Raw genomic sequence first — 21,989 nt, forward strand, 5'->3', positions numbered from 1 at the left:
CATTGACTTGATTCATAACTCCTCCTTGAGAATTACAACAAATTTAACATTTTATTATCATTATAAAAAGTAAAATTTTGTTGAAACCTTCAACTCTGCACGCAAAATCTAGCCACCAATAAGATAAAGAGTTACATTTTAGACAGTTAAGTCGTCTCCTAACGGTACTCTTATGTCAGAAACCAAACAGCCAGTGATCATTGAGCATGCTAGCGATACACAGCACAAGCATGAGAAAAAGCCTCATATTGCCGACAGCACAAGCAGAATGCTGCACATAGCACAGAGCTTCGGCTTAGATTCCTTAATCAGTCATAGTGCAAAACCAATCGATAAAGCTGAGAGTACGCTTATCGAGCGGGCGCTATTACGAGAGAAAAAACGTAAAGAACTGCGACAGAAGAATCTAGAACAGATTCTGAAATTGGCGCACTCTTCATGTAAGGATGAAGCGGCTGGAGATCCTGATCAGGACTGGTTATATCGCTTTTTCGATATGGCACAAGAGATCCACAATACATCGATGCAGAGACTATGGGCTCAGGTATTAAAAAGAGAAGTCACCAATCCAGGTTCGACGTCGATGAAGGCACTGCAGATCTTGCAAGACATGACACCAAAAGAAGCACTCACCCTACAAAGAGCGGCGTCACTTGGCTGTAGTTTTGGTAGTGATAGCAGCAGAAAGCTATTACTTGGTTTCAAATCTCATGCTGGAATATTCAGTTTCGGCAAAAGAGACACCACCATCACCATCAACCTTGGTGGACACAACCTGCCCTACTCTAGCCTACTCCATTTAATTGAGCTCGGTATCATTCTAGGCACTGAATTAGAGTCTGGTGAGATTGACTTCGACCCAGCGTTGCACCTGACTTATCAAGGTAAGAGCATGTCACTGGCGCCTATCTCAAAAGGGGTTAAGCTTGTTTACTACCGATTCAGCCCAACAGGTAATGAACTGTGCACCTTACTTGGTAACAAACCCAACATGCAGTATTACGACCAACTGATTGCTCTATTAAGTCAGAAGTTCACGGTACAGACAGAAGTCAAAAGCAGTGTGAATTACACCGTCTAGGCACTCGACGGTGTAAAAGGTGAAGAGTATTAAGAAGAATAAAGAGAATCTAGAGGATAGGTTTCTTGTCTCGGTAAACCAAGGCTGCACTATTTATCGGCTGTGAAGAAACAGATAAACAGCTGAGTAGCCTTAGTCATACCAACGATCTCAATTGGCTAAGATATTACGCTTCTCTAAAGCATCAATACACAATTCGACCAGTTCATCGAGTGTCTTCTCACCCGCAGGTAGATCTATCTCAGGGTTCTGAGGCGCTTCGTACACTGAGCTAATGCCAGTAAAATTCGGAATTTCTCCAGCGCGCGCTTTCTTATACAAACCTTTAGGATCACGCTGTTCGCAAACCTCAAGTGGCGTATTAACAAACACCTCTAGAAACTCACCTTCCGGCAATAAATCACGCACCAACTGTCTCTCCGCTTGATGTGGAGAAATAAACGCTGACAACACGATCAAACCCGCGTCCGCCATCAATTTAGCGAGCTCACCAATACGACGAATATTCTCTCGACGGTCTTGCTCAGAGAAGCCCAAGTCGCTACATAATCCGTGACGGACATTATCACCATCCAATAAGTAAGTATGGTAACCAAGCTGTGCCAAGCGGTTTTCTAATGCTCCAGCGACTGTCGACTTCCCAGAACCAGACAACCCCGTGAACCAGAGCACGGCTGGTTTTTGTGATTTCAGATTAGAGCGAAATGCTTTATCAATCGAGTGTTGATGCCACACAACATTCTCATCTTTTGGTTTGAGTACTGCGGTCATAATTAGTCCTTTAAATAAACAGCATTAAAATGGGAAAAAGTAAGGAATTAGGGTCAGCACCAAGCCCGAATAGACAATCGAGATTGGGATGCCGATACGCAGATAATCCGTGAGATGGTAATTACCTACGCTATAAACAAGTAAATTAGTTTGGTAGCCGTATGGCGAAATAAAGCTGGCACTGGCACCAAATAGAACCGCCATAATGAATGGCATAGGGTCAACGCCATAGCCGATAGCCATGCTGTAGCCGATTGGGAACGAGAGTGCTGCGGCCGCATTATTGGTCACCAACTCAGTCAGAACCAACGTCATAAAGTAGGTCGCGACTAACGCACCAAACACGCCCCAGCCATTAAAGGCTTCCATAAACATCAGCCCCATCCGCTCAGACAAACCCGATGAAATCATCAATTGAGCAATAGAAAGTGCAGAGCCAACGATCACCACAATATCAACCGGAAAACGGCGACGAAGCTCACCCAGTTGCACCACACCAAAGGCCACCAGCAACAGTAAGAAACCAGCCAGCCCTTTGATAATCGGCACGACTTCAGCAAGAGCTAAACCAATCACACTGGCAAAACCGAGCAACACAAACGTCGACTTATCCGCATCAAGCTTGGCACTTGAATCTAAGTCATTCATCAACACAAACTCTTTGTTGTGTTGCTGGCGCTGCTCTTCAAAGCGTTTGCCAGGAACCAGAATCAAGGTATCGCCAGCGGTTAGTGTGATGTTTCCAAGACCACCTTCAAGGCGCTCATGGCCACGACGAATGGCAACCACAACCGCATCGAAACGGTCTCTGAACTGGCTGGTTTTCAGGGTTTTGTTACAGAAGCTTGCCGACGAGCTCACCACAACCTCAACAAAGCTCTGGCCGTTAAGGTGATGTTGGCCAAACAGGGTTAATCCTTGGATTTCTTGCAGTGTCGCCACACTCTCGACATCGCCACAAAACAGCAGTCGGTCACGAGCTTGCAATATGAAATCAGGGTCGATAGACGCCGTGGTTTTACCGTCTCGAATCACTTCCGCTAAGAACAATTTTCTCAGAGCTCTAAGATTATTTTCGCTAACACTGCGGCCAACTAACGGTGAACCGGGCTCAACTCTAGCTTCTAGAAAGTAAGGCAAATCATCTTGGGAACCATCATCGTAGCTTGGTAAGAAGTAACTCAGAGGAATAAGGATCAACACGCCACCGACCAAGACCGCCAGACCGATCAAGGTTGGTGTGAAAAAGTTTAAGCTCGGCAGCCCTGCATCTTCAACAAAGCTATTGATGATCAAATTGGTTGAAGTGCCGATCAATGTCAGCGTTCCACCTAAAATGGCAGCGTAAGACAAAGGGATAAGTAACTTAGATGGCGCGTGCTGCTGATTGCGTTTGATCGCTCCGATCAAAGAGACAACCACCGCTGTATTGTTGGTAAAAGAAGAAAGTAACGCTGTGGAAATACCCAACTTCGCAACCACGGTGCCTAGCCTACCTTCAGAGATATTGCGGCTAACCCAGCTGATTAAGCGAGTTTTCTCCAACGCACTTGATGCGAGGATCAGAAGAATTAAAGTCAGTAACGAGGAGTTAGTGAAATTGTTAGCTAGGCTCGACAAGTCGATCATGCCAGCCATAAAAGCAATAAACGCCGCGCCAGCAAAGATAAAGCTTGGCTTAATACGGGTAACGAGCAGGCAAGTAATGATGCCGAGCAAAATCGCTAATACAAATCCTTGTTGCCACATATACCCGTCCTTTATGGCGGAAACGATGGGTTTCCGCCTGATTCAATAAGCTGTTGCTTAGTCGTTTATGACTTCAGTAGTTGGCTTAGATCTTTGGCATCCCAATGAGGGAAATGCTTACGAACCAGAGCGTTGAACTCAAGTTCAAATGCAGAGAAGTTACCGACTTGCTGTTCAACAGAATCCAAACGGTCTCGAATCAAACCCGCACCAACCGTCACGTTGGTTAGACGGTCGATAACGATGAAGCCACCGGTATCGGCACTTTCACGGTATTTATCCAATGCGACAGTCTCGTTCAGTGACCATTCACACAAGCCAATACCATTCAGTGGTAACTCATCGACAGCGTGAGTCGACAGATTGTTGATGTCATATTGATGACGAACCGTTTCAACCTGACCGACGGTTTTCTTGCCTGCGATTTTGATGTCGTAAGCTTTACCCGGTTGCAATGGTTGCTCTGTCATCCACACGATGTCTGCCAATACGTGGTTAGTGGATTCAATTTGCGCGTTTTCCAGCACAATCAAATCACCACGACTGATATCAATTTCATCTTCAAGAGTCAGTGTTACCGCCAAACCCGCTTGTGCTGATTCAAGTTCACCATCAAAGGTCACAATGCTTGCCACCTTAGAGGTTTTACCTGAAGGCAACGCCTTGATTTCATCACCCACGCTGACACGACCAGAAGCCACAGTGCCGGCAAAGCCACGGAAATCTAGGTTAGGACGATTGACGTACTGCACTGGGAAACGGAATTCGCCCGCTGAACGTTTTTGGTCAATGTCGACGTTCTCTAACACTTCTAATAGAGACGGACCTTCGAACCATGCAAGCTCTTTGCTTGGCGCAGCAACGTTAATACCTTCAAGTGCCGAAACTGGCAAAATCTGAATGTTAGTTTCGCCCTCTAGGTTTTCAGCAAACTCTAGGTACTGATCGCGAATCTCCTCAAAACGATCTTGCGAGTACTCGACGAGATCCATTTTGTTGACTGCGACTATGAAATGCTTCAAACCAAGTAGGTTAGAAATAAACGAGTGACGACGTGTTTGATCCAGTACGCCCTTACGAGCATCAATCAAGATCACAGCCAGATCACACGTTGAAGCGCCTGTTGCCATATTACGCGTGTACTGCTCATGCCCTGGGGTATCAGCAATAATGAATTTACGTTTTTGAGTCGAGAAGTAGCGGTAAGCCACATCGATCGTGATCCCTTGCTCACGCTCAGCCTGCAGGCCATCAACAAGCAATGCTAAGTCAGGTTTCTCACCTGTAGTACCCACTCGTTGGCTATCTGAGTGAACCGCTGCTAGCTGATCTTCATAAATCTGTTTTGTATCATGGAGCAAGCGACCGATTAGCGTACTTTTACCATCATCTACCGAGCCACAAGTTAAAAATCTAAGCATAGATTTATGCTGATGCTGACTTAGATAACCTTCAATCCCTAGTTCAGCCAATTCGGCTTCTACTGCACTATTCATTTTTCTTTCCTTAGATTCTTAGAAATAACCTTGGCGCTTTTTCAGCTCCATAGAGCCCGACTGATCATGGTCAATCGCTCGGCCTTGACGTTCACTGGACGTTGCCACCAGCATCTCTTCAATAATGCCTGTTAGCGTATTCGCCTCAGATTCAACGGCTCCGGTTAGTGGGTAACAGCCCAAAGTACGGAAGCGAACGCTTTTCTCTTCAATCACTTCACCTTCTTGCAGTTCCATACGGTCATCATCAACCATGATCAGCATGCCATCACGCTCAACCACAGGACGTTTGTCTGAAAGGTAAAGTGGAACAATATCGATGCTCTCTAGGTAGATGTATTGCCAGATGTCGAGCTCAGTCCAGTTAGATAGCGGGAAAACACGAATGCTTTCGCCCTTATTAACCTGACCGTTGTAGGTGTGCCAAAGCTCAGGACGCTGGTTTTTTGGATCCCATGTATGGTTCTTGTCGCGGAAAGAATAAACACGCTCTTTCGCTCGAGATTTTTCTTCATCACGACGCGCACCACCAAAAGCGGCATCGAACCCGTACTTGTTTAACGCCTGCTTAAGGCCTTGAGTTTTCATGATGTCAGTGTGCTTAGAAGAACCATGTACGAACGGGCTACATCCCATCTCAATACCTTCTGGGTTCTTATGTACTAAAAGGTCGAAGCCGTACTTTTTAGCCGTACGATCACGAAACTCAATCATCTCGCGGAATTTCCAATCGGTATCAACATGCAATAGTGGGAATGGAATCTTGCCTGGATAAAACGCTTTGCGAGCTAAATGAAGCATCACAGAAGAATCTTTACCGATGGAGTACATCATCACTGGGTTATCAAACTCAGCAGCAACTTCACGGATAATATGAATACTTTCCGCTTCAAGCTGTTTTAGGTGGGTTAAACGTTCTTGGTCCATTTCAGTGCTTCCTTTAAGGCTCGCAGTACGAGCAATTCATTACTTGGTCTTGCCAAGCAAGGGATTTAACTCATCCACTTGAGTGAATGGGAGTATTGGCACTAGAAGAAAACAGAAGCTTCGTTTTGAGCTATCCTTGCTATTCATCTGCCTGATACGTCCTTGATATAGGCATTATGACGAGCCTCTCATATTACTGGAAATTCTAAAATTTCATTTTTTATTCGAAAAGCTGATAAGGGATGAGATTCATCGATAAATAGGTGAAATGAATGGACTAATACTATCGATGTGATTTGTACATTGATTGAGCAGGTTTGGGAGGCGTCTTGCAGAACACCATAAAGTAATCGATCTAAGTCACGAATTAACATTCGTTGTAATCATTGTTTCATTCGGTTTTGTTACATTACGCAACGAATTTTCTACTATCCACTTTGGAGCTACAAAATGAAAGTTGCAATGAAACCTTTGTCATTGGCTGTACTTGCGGGTCTTGGTTTGACTCTAGCAGGCTGCACAACAACACCAGATACCGATGAAGTGATTAAATTACGTGTCGTAGAAACGACGGATATCCATACCAACCTAATGGATTACGACTACTACAAAGACAAGCCATCGAAAAAAATCGGCTTAGCACGTACTGCAACTCTAGTAAAAGAAGCTCAAAGCGAAGTAACCAACAGCGTATTAGTTGATAACGGTGACTTGCTGCAAGGTAGCCCAATGGGTGACTACATGGCAGACAAAGGTATCGAAGCGGGCGAAGTTCACCCTGCATATAAAGCAATGAATCAACTAAGCTACGACGCTGCAAACCTAGGTAACCACGAATTCAACTACGGTCTTGAGTTCCTAGAAGAGTCTATCAACGACGCTGATTTCCCATACATCAGTGCTAACGTTTACGACGCAGAAACTAAAGAACACTACTTCACACCTTACATCATCAAGACGCACACGTTTGAAGATACTGCTGGCGTAAAACATGAAGTAAAAGTCGGCTACATCGGTTTTGTTCCACCACAAATCATGACGTGGGATAAGAAGAACCTTGAAGGCAAAGTGATCGCTCGTGACATCATTGAGACAGCTAACGAGTTAGTGCCTCAAATGAAAGCGGAAGGCGCTGAAGTTATCGTTGCTATCCCTCACTCAGGCGTATCAACTGACCCTTACAAAAATGGCGAAGAGAACTCAACGTTCTACCTATCTGAAGTAGATGGCATTGATGCAATCGCATTCGGTCACTCTCACGCAGTGTTCCCTGGCAAAGGTTTTGATGACATCCAAGGCATCGACAACGAAACGGGCACAATGAACGGCGTTGCGGCAGTAATGCCAGGTCGTTGGGGTAGCCACGTTGGTGTTATGGATCTAACACTTGCACAAAAAGACGGTAAGTGGGAAGTCGTTAAAGGCCAATCAGAAGCACGCCCTATCTACGACAAGATCGAGAAGAAATCTCTTGCTGCCGCTGATGAGGGCATCGTAACAGCACTAGAAAAAGACCACGCAGGTACTCGTGAGTTTGTTAACCAACCTATTGGTAAAGCAGACGATGTGATGTACAGCTTCTTATCTCTAGTACAAGACGATCCAACAGTTCAAATCGTTAACCTTGCACAGAAAGATTACGTTGAACAGTTCATCCAAGGCGACCCAGACCTAGATGGTACGCCTGTACTTTCAGCAGCTGCACCATTCAAGGCCGGTGGCCGTAAGAATGACCCAGCAAACTTCACTGAAGTTGAATCTGGCCAACTGACATTCCGTAATGCAGCTGACCTGTACCTTTACCCGAACACGCTAGTCGCGATGAAGGTAACAGGCCACGAAGTAAAAGAGTGGCTTGAGTGTTCTGCAGGTCAGTTCAACCAAGTGGATGTTAACTCAACAGCACCACAACAGTTGATCGAGTGGGATAACTTCCGCACTTACAACTTTGATGTTATCGACGGTGTTGATTACCAAATCGACGTAACTCAACCTGCTAAATACGATGCAAACTGTAAAGTCGTTAACCCTGACTCACAACGTATTGTTGGCCTAACTTACCAAGGTAAGCCAATCGACATGAAGCAAGACTTCCTGATCGCAACCAACAACTACCGTGCATACAGTGCTAAGTTCCCAGGTACCGGTGAAGACTTCATCGCATTTGATGCACCAGATGAAAACCGTACTGTTCTTGCGAACTACATCTCTCGCGTAAGCAAAGAGCAAGGTCAAGTTAGCCCAACGGCTGATAACAACTGGTCATTTGCCCCAATCAAAACGGATAAAAAACTAGATATCCGCTTTGAAACATCGCCAAGCGACAAAGCGGCAGAGTTCATCAAAGAAAAGGGTCAATACCCGATGAAACGTGTTGCGACTGACGATGTTGGTTTTGCTGTTTACCAGATTGACCTAACTAAATAGATTACCCAGTAATCCATAGTTAACGTTCTGAAAGGCTGAGTTTAACGACTCAGCCTTTTTCTTTTGTTATTTATAAATCGAATCTACTGCCCTACTTTTCTCACCGTAAACGCCCGCTAATTCAATACCCAAACAACACGACTCAAACCGTCAATCGATTTAAGTCCCCACAAAAAAAACACTAATAAGCTGTAAGTTTTTCTCTGCTCCTCCTGTCTATTTAATTTACTACACTCAATGAATGGCCAATAAGCCATTCATCTATAGGATAGATAAGGGTATTTGATGAGCACCGTCGAGAGTATTCAAGCATGGTTAAATACAGGAGAAGAATCGCTGCTATGGCTGATGCTTGGCATTATCGTGCTTTCTTACTTGCTTGAAGATCTGGCGATTGTTACAGCGGCAGGTTTAGCAACTCAAGGGCTCATGCTTCCTCAATATGCGTTGCTTGCTATTTTCATCGGCATTGCCACCGGTGATCTCGGTCTCTATTACCTAGGTAAATCAGGACGTTATTTCCGAGGCATCCGTTACAAAGCCCTCACCAACCGATACTTTCGTGCACTTCGCTCTAAATTACGTCAAAACGCTTTCAGCAGTCTTTTTGTCATCCGCTTTATTCCCGGGCTTCGTACCGTCGGTTTTACCTTAAGCGGCTTTTTCGCAATCCCACTGCCTACTTTCTTGTTTGCCGTTATTAGTGCCACTGCGCTCTGGACTGGCATTGTCTTCTCTGCCATCTACTATTTAGGGACATCAGCGTGGCTGCAAGCCTCTGAATATCAATGGATCATCATCCCGTGTGCCTTCGCTTTGCTGTTTATCGGCAACCGATTAATGAATAGAACCTACTCTAGAGGATTATCATGAGTTCACCGCAAGATATTCGCATCATTCCAGCACATCAAATCAATGCAGGCATGCCCTTGCTTGAAAAAGATACCGTGCGCAGTGTCTCTCCTTATGAGTTTCTTCCAACTTGGTTCTTCTACACGCCAGTGGTGATTCAAAGCCTGATGCAAGGGTTACGGCACTTTGACTGGGCGCTGCCGCTCATCGCCAACCCGAGTATTAAGTTAAGCGGCATGGTAGGCGAATCAAAACACGAGATACTGAGCCTTGCCGGATCATCGAGCCAGCGTTGGATCTCTCCGTTTATCACCTTAACCAAAACGGATCTTAGCAGTAAGAAACAAGCCGAAGATGCGCGTAGCGCACTCATACAGTCGGATCTCGATTTCCCGATTGTGGCTAAACCGGATCTTGGCTGTCGAGGTGTTGGCGTTAAGCTGATCAACACGCAAGATCAACTTGAGCAATATGTTGAATCTTTCCCAAATAATGCTCGCTTTCTATTGCAAGAAAAGGCGCCTTATCAAGCCGAAGCGGGTGTTTTCTATGTTCGCTACCCAAATAAAAAGCAAGGCGAGATCATCTCGATCACACTCAAATACGCACCAATGGTGGTGGGCGATGGCAGCTCGACACTCAAGCAGTTAATTGAAAATAGCCCGCGTGCTGGGCAGCTTAGTCACCTGTATCTGCCAAGGCATCAAGATAAATTGGATCAAGTGCTCGCAGAGGGCGAAGAGTTCCAACTCGCGTTTGCAGGTAGCCATAGCCGTGGCTGTATCTTCCGAGACGGCAACCAATACATCACTCAGGCTTTAACCGAACGCTTAGACGAGATATTCGACGACTTCGATGGCTTTCACTTTGGACGACTCGACGTCAAATTCAAGGACATGCACAGCCTAATGAACGGCGAGGACTTCACTATCCTTGAGGTCAATGGCGCAAGCAGTGAAGCCGGGCACATCTGGGATCGCAACACTCCGCTGCGAGAGATATTTTCGACGCTACTCCTGCAATACCGCATTCTTTTTGATATTGGCGCTCAACAAAAACAAAGAGGCCACCAGCCTCCTTCTTTCAAGAGCTTATTTAACGCGTGGCAAGAAGAGCGACGCCTTGTTCAACAATATCCGACCACCGATTAACTTTGTACGAGGATCATGAATGAACCCCATAGCCCAACCGAGCGCCCTCACCTCTTTCTCTCCTAGTATCAAGGGAGCGGTAGAGATATTGAATCAGGGTTTAGAGTTTTTGTTAGCGATATCTGACAGCGACTATCTGACACGAGCAAAGCCGCACGTCACAAGCTCTATTGGTGAGCATACTCGTCACACGCTCGATCTTTTTCACGCTCTGATTTTAAAAGAGAATGCGACCGTTGATTACAACACTCGTCGTCGTGGTCACCCCGTCGAATTCGATAGGTCGATTGCGCTGAAAGAGATCCACTATGTGATCAACTGGCTTGAACGGTTAGACCGTAGAGATCTCGAAGCGCCTATCATGATCCAAACCGAAGTTTCGATGGATACACAAGTATTTGCCAGCCTGCCTTCTACGCTAGAAAGAGAGGTTACCTTTGCTGCGCTGCACGCCAATCATCATTACGCGATGATCAAAGTGATCACAACCTTTCTTGATGTCGAAACATGCAACACCTTTGGTTATGCCCCAACCACCAGCAGCTATTTGAGGGAGCAATAATCATGTGTTCAGTATCTTGGCTGCTTGAAGACAATGGCTATCAGGTCTTCTTTAATCGTGATGAACAAAAGACACGTGCACTGGCGATGCCACCTAAACAATATCGAGTTAACGGCGTCGATATCATCATGCCACTCGACCCAACCGGTGGTGGTAGCTGGATCAGTATCAATGAGTTCGGGCTTTCGTTATGCCTACTCAATAACTATCAAGGCATCGTACCTGATGGCCTTTTAGTCAGCCGTGGTTTGTTACTCAAGAACCTATCATCGAGTCGTAATATCAGTCAGCTCTCTGAAGCATTTCATAAGCTCGACCTGCACTCTTTTGCCCCATTTACCTTGCTGGCTTTCGCGCCGAACTTAACTCAACACCATGGTTTGGTTATCGCCTACATGTGGGATGGCATTCAACAAAAAATAGTCGACACCGATTCTCCACTCTTCTCATCCGGTGTTGATTTAGAGCGAGTACAAGCCTATCGACAAGCAAAATACGATCAGCTTATGGCAACGGGTAAGAATCAACAGAACTTACTTCAGTTTCACTCTCACCATCACAGCGAACAACCTCATTTAGCGACCTGTATGCATCGTGAAGACGCGCGCACCGTGAGCTTTACACATTTACGCAATCTACACGGCCAAGCCTCGATGTTTTACGCACCCGGCTCGCCTTGTGAACCCATTAAACCATGCCAGATAAATCAACAGCGTTTTACCTTCGATTTATCACCAGCAATCAATCTATAGATGGAGTCCATCATGAGAAAACTATTAACCATGGTCATGCTACTTGTTAGCCCATATGTATTTGCCGCCGATGAAATCTACACAGGGTTCTTTAGCAGTAAGGCGCTCGATGGCTACGACACTGTGGCTTATTTCACTTCAGGTAAGCCCACTGAAGGCAGTAAAAAATTCAGCACAGAATACAAAGGCGCGGACTGGTATTTCTCTTCTGAAAAGAATCTGACTTTATTTGTTAATAATCCTGAAAAATATGCCCCTCAATATGGTGGTTATTGCGCTTGGGCTGTTTCAGCAAAAAGTGATTTTGCACCCGGAGACCCGAATCAATGGACGATTGTTGATAACAAGCTTTACCTCAACTACGACCAAGAGATTAAACAGCGTTGGGAACAAGACCGAGCACAACATATTCAAAAAGCCGACACCATTTGGCCGCAACTGATCAAATAAGGGAATAACCATGACATTCACTCCAGCTAAACATATCCCTGCGGCATTTATTGCGTTTGTGTTCATTCAGTCGCTATTTTTTAAGTTCACCGGCTCATACGAAACTGAGCATATCTTTGGCACCTTGGCGACATGGTCTGGCTTAAGTTGGTTCGGTTCATTTGGCGGCTACTTGATTGGGGGCGCTGAATTGATTGCGGCCATTTTGCTGTTTACTCGTTGGCATGGCCTAGGTGCCATCATGAGTATGGGAATTATGAGTGGTGCGATTTTCTTCCATCTGTTTACGCCGCTCGGTATTCAAATGCCTGAGTTTAATGCAGCGGGTGAAATTGTTGGTTATGACGGTGGATTACTGTTTGGTATGGCATGCCTAGTGTGGCTGTGCGGTGCATTTTTAAGTGTGAAAGATTTCAAGAATCAAGACGGTTTCCTAAACAACTTTAGTCAATAAGGTAGCTTCATTATGATTGATAGTCCTTTTCGTTTACCACGTTACACGCCTTTTGGTTTAGGTGAGTCTGTTGTCGAGTGGGCAACTGGGCTATCTAAGCTAGACAAACTCTATCAAGATAGACCTGATGAGTTGTCTAGTTTTGAATTCATGCATCACACCCTGTCGGCATTGAATATCGACTATTCTGTTTCCGCAGGCGCCACTGATAATATCCCAGAAGAAGGGCCAGTAGTCATTGTGGCTAACCACCCGCTTGGCGCAATTGAAGGTGTGATCCTTGCCGATCTCGCAGGATCAGTAAGGAAGGATGTGAAGGTGCTGGCCAATGAGTTACTTAAGCGCCTGCCTGAGCTGGATGATCTTTTCATCGGTGTAGATGTCTTTAACAGTAAAGAATCAAAACGCACCAATGCCAAAGCCATTCGAGATGCCAATCGTCATTTGGCAGACGGTGGATTGTTGATTGTGTTCCCTGCTGGCGAAGTATCGAGTTACCGTAAAGGGGCAAAAACACTAACAGACATCGAATGGAGCAAATCGGTTGCCAAGTTTGTTAAGCGTCACCAAGCCACCACAGTGCCTATCTTTATCAATGGTAAAAATAGCGAGCTTTTCTACCAAGCCGGACGAGTTCATCCACTGTTACGAACTGCTTTACTTGGTCGTGAACTTCTTAATAAACGAGCGACTACCATCTCTATCTCTATTGGCTCTTCGATCCCATATTCAGAGATAAAATCGTTTGAACAAGAGATGGATATCGTCAACTATCTGCGACTCAATACCTATCTGATGAGTCAACAAGATAGCCCTAGCACGCCAATCCATGCACCCTCTTTTGACACTCAGGTTATTGCTCCTATTCCATCAGAAGTACTCTCTATAGAAGTCGCGTCACTTCCTCAAGAAATGAGATTACTTGAACAGGGCGATTTTGAGGTGTATTGCACACCGAGCCAATCGATCCCCAATTTAATGCGCGAGATTGGTCGAGTAAGAGAAGAAAGCTTTAGAGAGGTCGGCGAAGGCAGCGGGCTTGCCTGTGATTTAGATGAGTATGACCTTTACTACCATCAACTGTTTGTGTGGAACAAAGCTAAGACTGAACTGGTCGGGGCGTACCGACTTGGTATGGTCGACAAGTTGATCACTGAGCACGGGCTTGATCAACTCTATTCCCGCAGTCTGTTTAACTACAATCAAGAATTCATCGATACCTTAGACAACAGTATCGAGCTTGGGCGTTCTGTAGTGAGTAAGCCTTATCAAAAGAGCCTTAACTCACTATTATTATTGTGGAAAGGTATCGCGACCTTCGTATATCGTCATCCTCAATACACTCACCTATTCGGCCCAGTCAGTATCAGTAATGATTACAGCCACAATGCGCGCCTGTTGATTGCGACGACTTTATCGATACATCATTATGACGAAGAAAAAGCAAACTTGGTTTCTCCTTCGTCACCACTCAACACCAGTAATCATGTGTTCTGGCAAAATCATCTGTTATCGTCATTGGCAAGTGTTCCTCTGCTCTCTAAAGTGTTAGCACGTATGGAGCAAGGAAAAGGCCTACCAGTACTACTGCGCCAGTATCTAGGGATGAACGGTAAGTTGGTGTGCTTTAACGTCGACCCATCATTTAATGATGCTCTAGATGGCTTGATTGTGGTTAACCTTAAGAAAGTACCACTGAAAACTCTTGGTAAATACATGGGTAGAGAACTTGCTCAAGATTATCTAGAACAGCACGCTCGACGCTGATTTAGCCTGCTCTGTACCTATACTCAAATAAGTGCGATGATTTCGACACTTATTTGGGTTAGGTTATTTCCATGCACACCTCTTTTATCGAACAACTACAAAGCTTTGACTTCTCTGAAAGTCAGATTGAATCTCTATTAGCCGTCGCCAAGCCGCTTGAGCTACCAACCAGACACATCCTGATCAATCAAGGTGAAATGGCGAGTTCAATCTACTTTGTACTCGAGGGATTGTGCCACGCTTGCTACCTCACCAATGACGGCAAGCAATACAGCAAAGAGTTCTACTGGGAACAAGATTGGATCATCGGCTTTGAGAGTTTGATAAAAAACCAAGCGTCCCCTTACCTGTTAGAAACGCTCACACCAATTACTATGTTAGAACTGCCAATGAATGCGGTTATCGAGTGGCGCGCATCAAACAACCCTTTGTATTTAAAGCTGTTAGAAACACAACTGATGCATAAGGAAAACAAAGAACGCTTCATGCTGCTCTATACCCCTGAGCAACGTTATCAGCTTTTCTGCGAACACTACCCAGACCTTGAACAACGCCTCAACAACAATCAAATTGCCGCTTACCTAGGAATAACTGCGATCAGTCTGAGCAGAATTAAAGGTCGAATTAACAATAGTTAATGCCAACAATCATCGCACATAGTACATTCAGAGCATCGATAACCTCTGGATGTAAACATGATCACTTGGCACTCAATTCCCTTCTCTGAACTTTCAACACAACAGCTTTATCAACTACTTAAATTACGAGTAGATGTGTTCATCGTTGAGCAAAATTGTCCTTATCCAGAGCTCGACGGTAAAGATATAATCACGGGTGTTGAACACTTGCTTGGCTATGCTGATGCAGAGCTAGTAGCGTGTGCACGCTTGTTACCACCAGGAACTTCTTACGACAACACCAGCATCGGCCGAGTGGCGACTAAGCAATCAGCAAGAGGTGATGGTTTAGGGCATCAATTGATAAAAGAAGCGTTAACACGCTGTGAGGCTCTTTGGCCTAGCACGACTATCGATATTGGTGCGCAACAACACCTAGAAAACTTCTATGCGAGCCACGGCTTCAAAACGATCTCTGAGATGTACTTGGAAGACGATATTCCGCACGTTGATATGAGATTAGAGAAGTAATGTCGAATATCACTGTCGGTATCCTATTGCTGATCGCAGGTAATTTGTTTGCCTCGCTTTCTGACGTAGCGGTAAAACTGTTGAATGGCGAAGTGCCACCTCTTCAGTATATTTTTTTCCGACAGTTGATATCTCTGCTCATCATCACCCCTTTGTGGCTACAGCAGAAAAAGGAACAACGACGCTTACAGCAAGCCAAAGTGACCATCATACGCGGACAGCTGATACTAATTGGCAGTGGATGTATGGTTGTCGCGATTACCCATTTATCTCTGGCTACCGCCAACGCTGTATTTTATGTCGCACCCTTGTTGATGCTGCCTTTATCGATGTTTCTACTCAAAGAGCAACCCGCACTGGGTAAGGTGATAGCAACCACTATCGGTTTTATTGGCGCATTGATTGTCTTAAGGCCATCGCAATTTCATTGGGCAGCATTGTTTGCACTAGGCACAGCGCTGACGCTCGCACTGTTCAATGTGTTGGTAAGAAAGCTTCCAAGTGAGCAAACGGTAGTCACTACGCTGTGGTGGACAACGTTATTCTCTATACCAGCATCATTAGTGCTGTGCTTCCTATACTGGCAACCGGTCTCCGTGGAGCATTTGGGATACATAGCACTCAGCGCAACACTCATATTGAGTTATAACGGACTTGCTGTTTCCGCCTACCAGAAAGCGCATTCGAGCCAAATCGCCTTGGCTGAATATTCAGGATTAGTGTTTGTCGCACTAATAGGCGCAATATGGTTTGATGAGATTCCAGATACGTTAACCTTTATCGGAATCATGCTTATCATCTTGCCACTCGCCCCTTTCAAGCGACCAAAAAAAAGAGCTAACAGTTAGCTCTTTTCTATCGTCTATCTATGTCTACCGAAACGTTTTAGCGCACGGCTCTATATTAAACCTATTTGCTGCGGCCAAAACCACCGTCAGACAAACGGAAAAACATCACTGACGTGTCGCCCTTCTCTAGCTGCAGAATATCCAGTTGCCCAGTTTCGGCTAGCTTGAATCTAACTAGCTGACCTTTTCTGATCTGACTCAGTGGCTTATCTGAACCTTCAATCCGTACTAGCGCATTCAGATCAGACAACGGCAAATCGTTGTTTCGAAAAACCTGTGCCAACGTATCGCCCTGTTTAACCAGGTACTCCTGCCAGTTGTTGTTGCTCGGTTCTGATGAACTGTTCTTGGCATTTTGCTGTTCGCTTAAGCCGACGGTGTTTATCTCAAGCTCAACGCGCGATGTGGTTGGAGCAGCGTCTACTTTAGGTTCTGGTAGCGGCACGAAAAGTAAGATTAATACGATCGGCGAAATCACCATCAATAGTCTCTGGTGTAATTTCGGTAGTGATCCCCAAGTTTGTACGGTTGAGGTTTTCATTTTCTTTATATCGATCGAACTTAATTTCTCTTTGACCTGATTCAGTCGATCCTTGAACTCTGCTAAGTGGTCTACTTTCTGTTTTTTCTTTTGACGACGATTCATGCCACTGCGTCCTATACATTGAATAACTACAGTATAAAAACCAAAGTACCAACAGTATAGATCTTTCCGCTACAACAGAGACCAAAGCAAGAAAATTGACATAGCTGTGATTTGGACACGGTAAAGCGTAAGTGATCAGGGGCTAGCCGTTTATTCAGGCTGCTAATACTGGTATTCTTACCCTTTTCGTACTGACAAAAAGAGTGACTTTTCATGTCTGAAGTAAAATTTGAAACTGTAGAGCAAAAAGCTAGCTACGGTATCGGTCTACAAATGGGCCAACAACTTGCTGGTTCTGGTCTTGAAGGCCTAAACGTTGACGCAATCGCTGCTGGTATCGCAACAGCTCTAGTTGGTGACATGCCAGCTATCGAAGTTGACGAAATCAACAACGCACTACAAGAGCTACACACTCGTGGTGAAGCTGCACGTCAAGAACTAGCTAAAGCTGCAGCTGCTGACGGCGAAGCTTTCCTATCTGACAACGCTCTTCGTTCAGAAGTAACAGTTCTTGAGTCTGGCCTTCAGTACGAAGTACTAACTGAAGGTACTGGCGAAATCCCTACTGCAGACAAGCAAGTACGTGTTCATTACCACGGCGAACTAACTGACGGTACTGTTTTCGACAGCTCTGTATCTCGCGGTCAACCTGCTGAATTCCCAGTAACTGGCGTAATTCAAGGTTGGGTACAAGCTCTACAAATGATGCCTGTTGGCTCTAAGTGGAAGCTATACATCCCTCAAGATCTAGCATACGGTGAGCGTGGCGCAGGTGCTGCAATCCCACCATTTGCTGCTCTAGTATTCGAAGTAGAACTTCTAGCTATTCTTTAATTTTTATAAAAACCTTTAGTAAAACAAAATACTATAGGCAAATAAAATTGAAATAATTCAACGGCGATGTGACTACATCGCCGTTTTTCGTTTATAGTGAATAGGTCGATTACTTTATTACTTAAGGAAGAATAATGAAGAAGATACTCATCACTGTACTCAGCAGCCTTGCTGTAGTCTCTTGCGCTAGCACGAGCGATTCTGAACAAACCGGTTCATCATCAGATACCAACTATTCCCAACTATCACAAACTGCACTGATGGCAGCGGTGAATATGTGGTCTCAACAAAATGAAACAACGCCACTTGCTGATACCGTTGCTGACCAAGCATCTGTAACAAGCGATCAAGCTATCGGCGGAATCGGTTCAATGTTGGCGCTTGCACAAAATTCACTTGGCTCTGCCGACAATAAAGAACTTGCGACGCTTATTCCTGGAATGTCTTCACTTGAATCTACTGGCTTATCATCGGTTCTAAGCTCACAAGGTGCTGTTGAAAGTGCGTTTGCTGGGTTAGGTATGGATTCGTCAATGGTTACGACATTTGCACCAATCATTCTTCAGGCGCTTCAATCTCAAGGTGCAACCAGCGGATTGATGGATTCACTTGCCGCTATTTGGCAGTAGGCCTTCGCGAATAACGAATAGTTGAAGAATATTGTAAGGGCACTTCGGTGCTCTTTTTTGTGCGTGGAAGAAAAGGTATTTGAGATACGAGATACGAGATACGAGATACGAGATACGAGATACGAGATACGAGATACGAGATACGAGATACGAGATACGAGATACGAGATATTTTTGAAAAGTGAAGCAGAGAAGGCAAGAATAAATGCCAAATATCGTGGTACAAGTTTCTTACTCTAAAGACACAAAATCCAGATACAAAAAAGCCGAGCTAATGCTCGGCTTTTGTATTAAGAATCTAGTATAGATTACTCAGCAGCTTCTTCAGCAGCTGGGCGGTCTACAAGCTCAATGTAAGCCATTGGAGCTTTATCACCAGTACGGAAACCACATTTAAGAATGCGAGTGTAACCACCTTGGCGAGCCGCAAAACGCGGGCCTAGTTCATTAAATAGTTTTGCCACAACTTCGTTATCACGAGTGCGAGCAAATGCAAGACGACGGTTAGCAACACTGTCTGTCTTAGCTAGGGTAATCAACGGCTCAATTACGCGACGTAGTTCTTTTGCTTTAGGCACGGTAGTTTTGATAACTTCGTGACGAACAAAAGAGCTAGCCATGTTGCTGAACATCGCTTTGCGATGACTGCTGTTGCGGTTGAGTTGACGACCACTTTTACGATGGCGCATGACCTAATCCTTCTAACTTTTCGATTAATCTTCAGCGATTGACGCTGGTGGCCAGTTTTCTAGGCGCATGCCTAGAGAAAGACCACGTGAAGCAAGCACATCTTTAATCTCTGTAAGAGATTTCTTACCAAGGTTTGGCGTTTTAAGTAGCTCAACCTCAGTGCGCTGTACAAGATCACCGATGTAGTGAATCGCTTCTGCTTTCAAACAGTTAGCAGAGCGAACTGTTAGTTCAAGATCGTCTACAGGACGCAGTAGGATAGGATCGAATTCTGGCTTCTCTTCCTTCTCCTCAGGTACACGTACATCACGAAGATCTACGAACGCATCCAGTTGTTCAGCTAAAATAGTAGCTGCACGACGGATTGCTTCCTCAGGTTCAAGAGTACCGTTCGTTTCCATATCGATAACAAGCTTGTCTAAGTCAGTGCGTTGTTCTACACGTGCCGCTTCTACAGCGTAGGCGATTTTATCGACCGGGCTGTAAGTAGCGTCAACAAGTAGACGACCGATTGGACGCTCATCTTCTTCAGTATGGATACGAGCTGAAGCTGGAACGTAACCACGACCACGTTCAACTTTGATACGCATAGCGATCTCAGCGTTGTCATCCGTTAGGTGACAAATAACGTGCTCAGGGTTAGCGATCTCTACATCACCATCGTGGGTGATGTCACCTGCAACAACAGGGCCTGAGCCTGATTTGTTCAGTGTAATAAACACTTCATCTTTGCCTTCAGCAACGCGTACAGCCAAACCTTTAAGGTTTAGAAGGATTTCTAGGATATCTTCCTGAACGCCTTCTTTAGTGCTGTATTCGTGTAGCACACCTTCGATTTCAACTTCTGTTACGGCACAACCCGGCATAGAAGATAGAAGAATGCGGCGAAGAGCATTACCTAGAGTATGGCCGAAACCGCGCTCTAATGGCTCAAGAGTTACTTTCGCGTGTGTCGTATTGATCTGTTCAATGTCAACAAGACGCGGCTTAAGAAATTCTGTTACAGAACCCTGCATTGTGTCCTCTCTTTTTTTAACCTTACTTAGAGTAAAGTTCGACGATCAAGTGTTCATTGATGTCAGCTGATAGGTCAGAACGCTCAGGCATACGCTTGAATGTACCTTCCATCTTGCTAGCATCTACTTCAATCCAAGTTGGCTTTTCACGTTGTTCAGCAACTTCTAGAGCCGCTTTAATACGAGATTGCTGTTTAGCTTTCTCGCGGATAGAAACAACGTCGTTTGCCGCTACTTTGAAAGAAGGAACGTTTACAACTTTACCGTTAACTAGAATAGACTTGTGGCTAACTAGTTGACGAGATTCAGCACGAGTAGCGCCAAAGCCCATACGGTAAACTACGTTATCAAGACGACCTTCAAGAAGCTGAAGCAGGTTTGCACCTGTGTTGCCTTTAAGACGTGCAGCTTCTTTGTAGTAGTTGCGGAATTGTTTTTCTAGAACGCCGTAAATACGACGAACTTTTTGCTTCTCACGAAGCTGAACGCCATACTCAGATAGACGACCGCGACGAGCGCCGTGTACACCTGGTGCGTTATCAATTTTACACTTGGTATCGATCGCACGGACACCAGACTTAAGGAATAAGTCAGTACCTTCGCGACGGCTAAGCTTCAGCTTAGGACCCAAATATCTTGCCATGATCTTTCTCCAATATTCCTAGAAACGAAACTTAAACGCGACGTTTCTTAGGTGGACGACAACCGTTATGAGGGATTGGTGTCGCATCAACAATGTTAGTGATACGGAAACCAGCAGCGTTCAGTGCACGAACAGTAGATTCGCGACCTGGACCTGGACCCTTAACCATAACTTCCAAGTTCTTTAGGCCATATTCTTTAGCCATTTCACCACAACGCTCAGCTGCAACTTGTGCTGCGAACGGAGTAGATTTACGAGAACCACGGAAACCTGAACCACCAGCTGTAGCCCATGCAAGAGCGTTGCCTTGACGGTCAGTGATAGTTACGATTGTGTTGTTGAAAGAAGCATGGATGTGCGCTACGCCATCAGCTACTTGCTTGCGTACGCGCTTACGCGCGCGAGTTGGTTGTTTTGCCATTGTACTCTACCTTATCCGACTATTTCTTGATCGGCTTGCGCGGACCCTTACGGGTGCGAGCGTTGGTTTTAGTACGCTGTCCACGTAGTGGTAGACTGCGACGATGACGAAGACCGCGGTAACAGCCAAGGTCCATAAGACGCTTGATGTTCATCGATACTTCACGACGTAGATCACCTTCTACAGTGTACTTAGCTACACCATCACGCAGTTGATCGATCTGCTCTTCAGTTAGTTCACTGATCTTAGCATCTTCAGCAATACCCACTTCAGCTAGAATAGCTTGAGAGCGAGTTTTACCGATACCGTAGATTGCAGTAAGTGCAATTACAGAATGCTTATGATCAGGAATGTTAATGCCGGCTATACGGGCCATTATTCACTCCTAAGGGGTTCATAAAAGAATTATCCGCAGCAAAGCCCGTGATGGATACGCTGCGGCATACTACTTCTTTTGCACGCAAAAGGTAGGCCGAGGAATATACTCGACTCTACCTTGTATTTCAAGTAAAAATTTCTGCTAATTAGCCTTGGCGTTGCTTATGCTTTGGCTCACTGCAAATCACGCGAACGACACCGTTACGCTTGATAACTTTACAGTTACGGCAGATTTTTTTAACGGAAGCACGAACTTTCATTGCTAAACTCCGTAATGGAATCTAAATGCTACAACCG

At 45.1% G+C, this 21,989-nt stretch carries 25 protein-coding genes; 14 read left to right on the forward strand and 11 right to left on the reverse strand.

The window, feature by feature from the left end; all coding sequences use genetic code 11:
- Positions 1–172: 172 nt before the first annotated feature.
- Entirely contained in the window at positions 173–1,081 is a 909-nt protein-coding gene (locus AC3CKG_RS14610; protein WP_488528518.1) for a TIGR03899 family protein, read from the forward strand.
- A 150-nt stretch (positions 1,082–1,231) separates the two neighbouring features.
- On the opposite strand, the gene cysC is transcribed toward AC3CKG_RS14610, so the two are convergent.
- From cysC to cysD, 4 genes are all read right to left on the reverse strand, one after another.
- Positions 1,232–1,852: an adenylyl-sulfate kinase gene (cysC, locus tag AC3CKG_RS14615; RefSeq protein WP_017107743.1), complete on the reverse strand. Its 621-nt coding sequence runs from the start codon at positions 1,850–1,852 to the stop codon at positions 1,232–1,234.
- A gap of 24 nt (positions 1,853–1,876) precedes the next feature.
- Entirely contained in the window at positions 1,877–3,601 is a 1,725-nt protein-coding gene (locus AC3CKG_RS14620) for an SLC13 family permease (protein ID WP_009847766.1), read from the reverse strand.
- 65 nt (positions 3,602–3,666) lie between these two features.
- Positions 3,667–5,097, reverse strand: coding sequence for a sulfate adenylyltransferase subunit CysN (cysN, locus tag AC3CKG_RS14625; RefSeq protein WP_004735272.1), 1,431 nt, complete (start codon positions 5,095–5,097; stop codon positions 3,667–3,669).
- Between the two features lie 18 nt (positions 5,098–5,115).
- Positions 5,116–6,024 (reverse strand): sulfate adenylyltransferase subunit CysD, encoded by a 909-nt coding sequence (cysD, locus tag AC3CKG_RS14630; RefSeq protein ID WP_004735271.1) that lies wholly within the window; start codon positions 6,022–6,024, stop codon positions 5,116–5,118.
- A 450-nt stretch (positions 6,025–6,474) separates the two neighbouring features.
- Here cysD and AC3CKG_RS14635 point away from each other — a divergent pair, with 450 nt between their 5' ends.
- From AC3CKG_RS14635 to AC3CKG_RS14685, 11 genes are all read left to right on the forward strand, one after another.
- Positions 6,475–8,451, forward strand: coding sequence for a bifunctional 2',3'-cyclic-nucleotide 2'-phosphodiesterase/3'-nucleotidase (locus tag AC3CKG_RS14635; protein WP_102314635.1), 1,977 nt, complete (start codon positions 6,475–6,477; stop codon positions 8,449–8,451).
- 285 nt (positions 8,452–8,736) lie between these two features.
- The gene (locus AC3CKG_RS14640; protein ID WP_488528519.1) at positions 8,737–9,324 is read left to right on the forward strand and encodes a DedA family protein; all 588 of its coding nucleotides are present in this window, start codon (positions 8,737–8,739) and stop codon (positions 9,322–9,324) included.
- On the forward strand, positions 9,321–10,454 hold the full coding sequence (locus AC3CKG_RS14645; protein WP_102314633.1) for an ATP-grasp domain-containing protein: 1,134 nt from the start codon (positions 9,321–9,323) through the stop codon (positions 10,452–10,454). Before AC3CKG_RS14640 ends, AC3CKG_RS14645 begins: the two co-directional genes overlap by 4 nt.
- Positions 10,455–10,473: 19 nt before the next feature.
- Positions 10,474–11,016 (forward strand): DinB family protein, encoded by a 543-nt coding sequence (locus tag AC3CKG_RS14650; protein WP_017078811.1) that lies wholly within the window; start codon positions 10,474–10,476, stop codon positions 11,014–11,016.
- A 2-nt stretch (positions 11,017–11,018) separates the two neighbouring features.
- Positions 11,019–11,768, forward strand: a complete 750-nt coding sequence (locus AC3CKG_RS14655; protein WP_488528520.1) for an NRDE family protein — start codon at positions 11,019–11,021, stop codon at positions 11,766–11,768.
- A 12-nt stretch (positions 11,769–11,780) separates the two neighbouring features.
- Positions 11,781–12,218: a YHS domain-containing (seleno)protein gene (locus tag AC3CKG_RS14660; protein WP_102307531.1), complete on the forward strand. Its 438-nt coding sequence runs from the start codon at positions 11,781–11,783 to the stop codon at positions 12,216–12,218.
- 10 nt (positions 12,219–12,228) lie between these two features.
- Positions 12,229–12,672, forward strand: coding sequence for a hypothetical protein (locus AC3CKG_RS14665; RefSeq protein WP_488528521.1), 444 nt, complete (start codon positions 12,229–12,231; stop codon positions 12,670–12,672).
- A gap of 12 nt (positions 12,673–12,684) precedes the next feature.
- The gene (locus AC3CKG_RS14670; RefSeq protein WP_488528522.1) at positions 12,685–14,439 is read left to right on the forward strand and encodes a bifunctional lysophospholipid acyltransferase family protein/GNAT family N-acetyltransferase; all 1,755 of its coding nucleotides are present in this window, start codon (positions 12,685–12,687) and stop codon (positions 14,437–14,439) included.
- A 71-nt stretch (positions 14,440–14,510) separates the two neighbouring features.
- Positions 14,511–15,077 (forward strand): Crp/Fnr family transcriptional regulator, encoded by a 567-nt coding sequence (locus tag AC3CKG_RS14675; protein ID WP_065606160.1) that lies wholly within the window; start codon positions 14,511–14,513, stop codon positions 15,075–15,077.
- 57 nt (positions 15,078–15,134) lie between these two features.
- Positions 15,135–15,587, forward strand: a complete 453-nt coding sequence (locus AC3CKG_RS14680) for a GNAT family N-acetyltransferase (protein WP_488528523.1) — start codon at positions 15,135–15,137, stop codon at positions 15,585–15,587.
- Positions 15,587–16,435 (forward strand): DMT family transporter, encoded by an 849-nt coding sequence (locus AC3CKG_RS14685; protein WP_280619444.1) that lies wholly within the window; start codon positions 15,587–15,589, stop codon positions 16,433–16,435. The genes AC3CKG_RS14680 and AC3CKG_RS14685 overlap by 1 nt, the downstream gene beginning before the upstream one ends.
- A 61-nt stretch (positions 16,436–16,496) precedes the next feature.
- On the opposite strand, the gene AC3CKG_RS14690 is transcribed toward AC3CKG_RS14685, so the two are convergent.
- Entirely contained in the window at positions 16,497–17,081 is a 585-nt protein-coding gene (locus AC3CKG_RS14690; protein ID WP_065104202.1) for a LysM-like peptidoglycan-binding domain-containing protein, read from the reverse strand.
- Between the two features lie 213 nt (positions 17,082–17,294).
- Between AC3CKG_RS14690 and bamJ the strand changes: the two genes are divergently transcribed.
- Both bamJ and AC3CKG_RS14700 read left to right on the forward strand, forming a co-directional pair.
- A complete protein-coding gene (gene bamJ / locus AC3CKG_RS14695) occupies positions 17,295–17,915 on the forward strand; it encodes a BamJ family beta-barrel-assembly machinery protein (protein WP_017107729.1) in 621 nt (206 codons plus the stop codon).
- Positions 17,916–18,049: 134 nt separating this feature from the next.
- A complete protein-coding gene (locus AC3CKG_RS14700) occupies positions 18,050–18,544 on the forward strand; it encodes a DUF2780 domain-containing protein (protein ID WP_017110598.1) in 495 nt (164 codons plus the stop codon).
- Between the two features lie 308 nt (positions 18,545–18,852).
- On the opposite strand, the gene rplQ is transcribed toward AC3CKG_RS14700, so the two are convergent.
- From rplQ to rpmJ, 6 genes are all read right to left on the reverse strand, one after another.
- Positions 18,853–19,233, reverse strand: a complete 381-nt coding sequence (rplQ, locus tag AC3CKG_RS14705; RefSeq protein ID WP_372192932.1) for a 50S ribosomal protein L17 — start codon at positions 19,231–19,233, stop codon at positions 18,853–18,855.
- Positions 19,234–19,257: 24 nt separating this feature from the next.
- Entirely contained in the window at positions 19,258–20,250 is a 993-nt protein-coding gene (locus AC3CKG_RS14710; protein WP_004729813.1) for a DNA-directed RNA polymerase subunit alpha, read from the reverse strand.
- Positions 20,251–20,272: 22 nt separating this feature from the next.
- Entirely contained in the window at positions 20,273–20,893 is a 621-nt protein-coding gene (gene rpsD, locus AC3CKG_RS14715) for a 30S ribosomal protein S4 (RefSeq protein WP_017076303.1), read from the reverse strand.
- Positions 20,894–20,924: 31 nt separating this feature from the next.
- Entirely contained in the window at positions 20,925–21,314 is a 390-nt protein-coding gene (rpsK, locus tag AC3CKG_RS14720) for a 30S ribosomal protein S11 (RefSeq protein ID WP_004738778.1), read from the reverse strand.
- Positions 21,315–21,333: 19 nt separating this feature from the next.
- Positions 21,334–21,690, reverse strand: coding sequence for a 30S ribosomal protein S13 (gene rpsM, locus AC3CKG_RS14725; RefSeq protein ID WP_004738779.1), 357 nt, complete (start codon positions 21,688–21,690; stop codon positions 21,334–21,336).
- Between the two features lie 148 nt (positions 21,691–21,838).
- Positions 21,839–21,952, reverse strand: a complete 114-nt coding sequence (gene rpmJ, locus AC3CKG_RS14730; protein WP_000868186.1) for a 50S ribosomal protein L36 — start codon at positions 21,950–21,952, stop codon at positions 21,839–21,841.
- Positions 21,953–21,989 lie beyond the last annotated feature (37 nt).

This window comes from Vibrio sp. QJM3NY_15 (assembly GCF_057785995.1).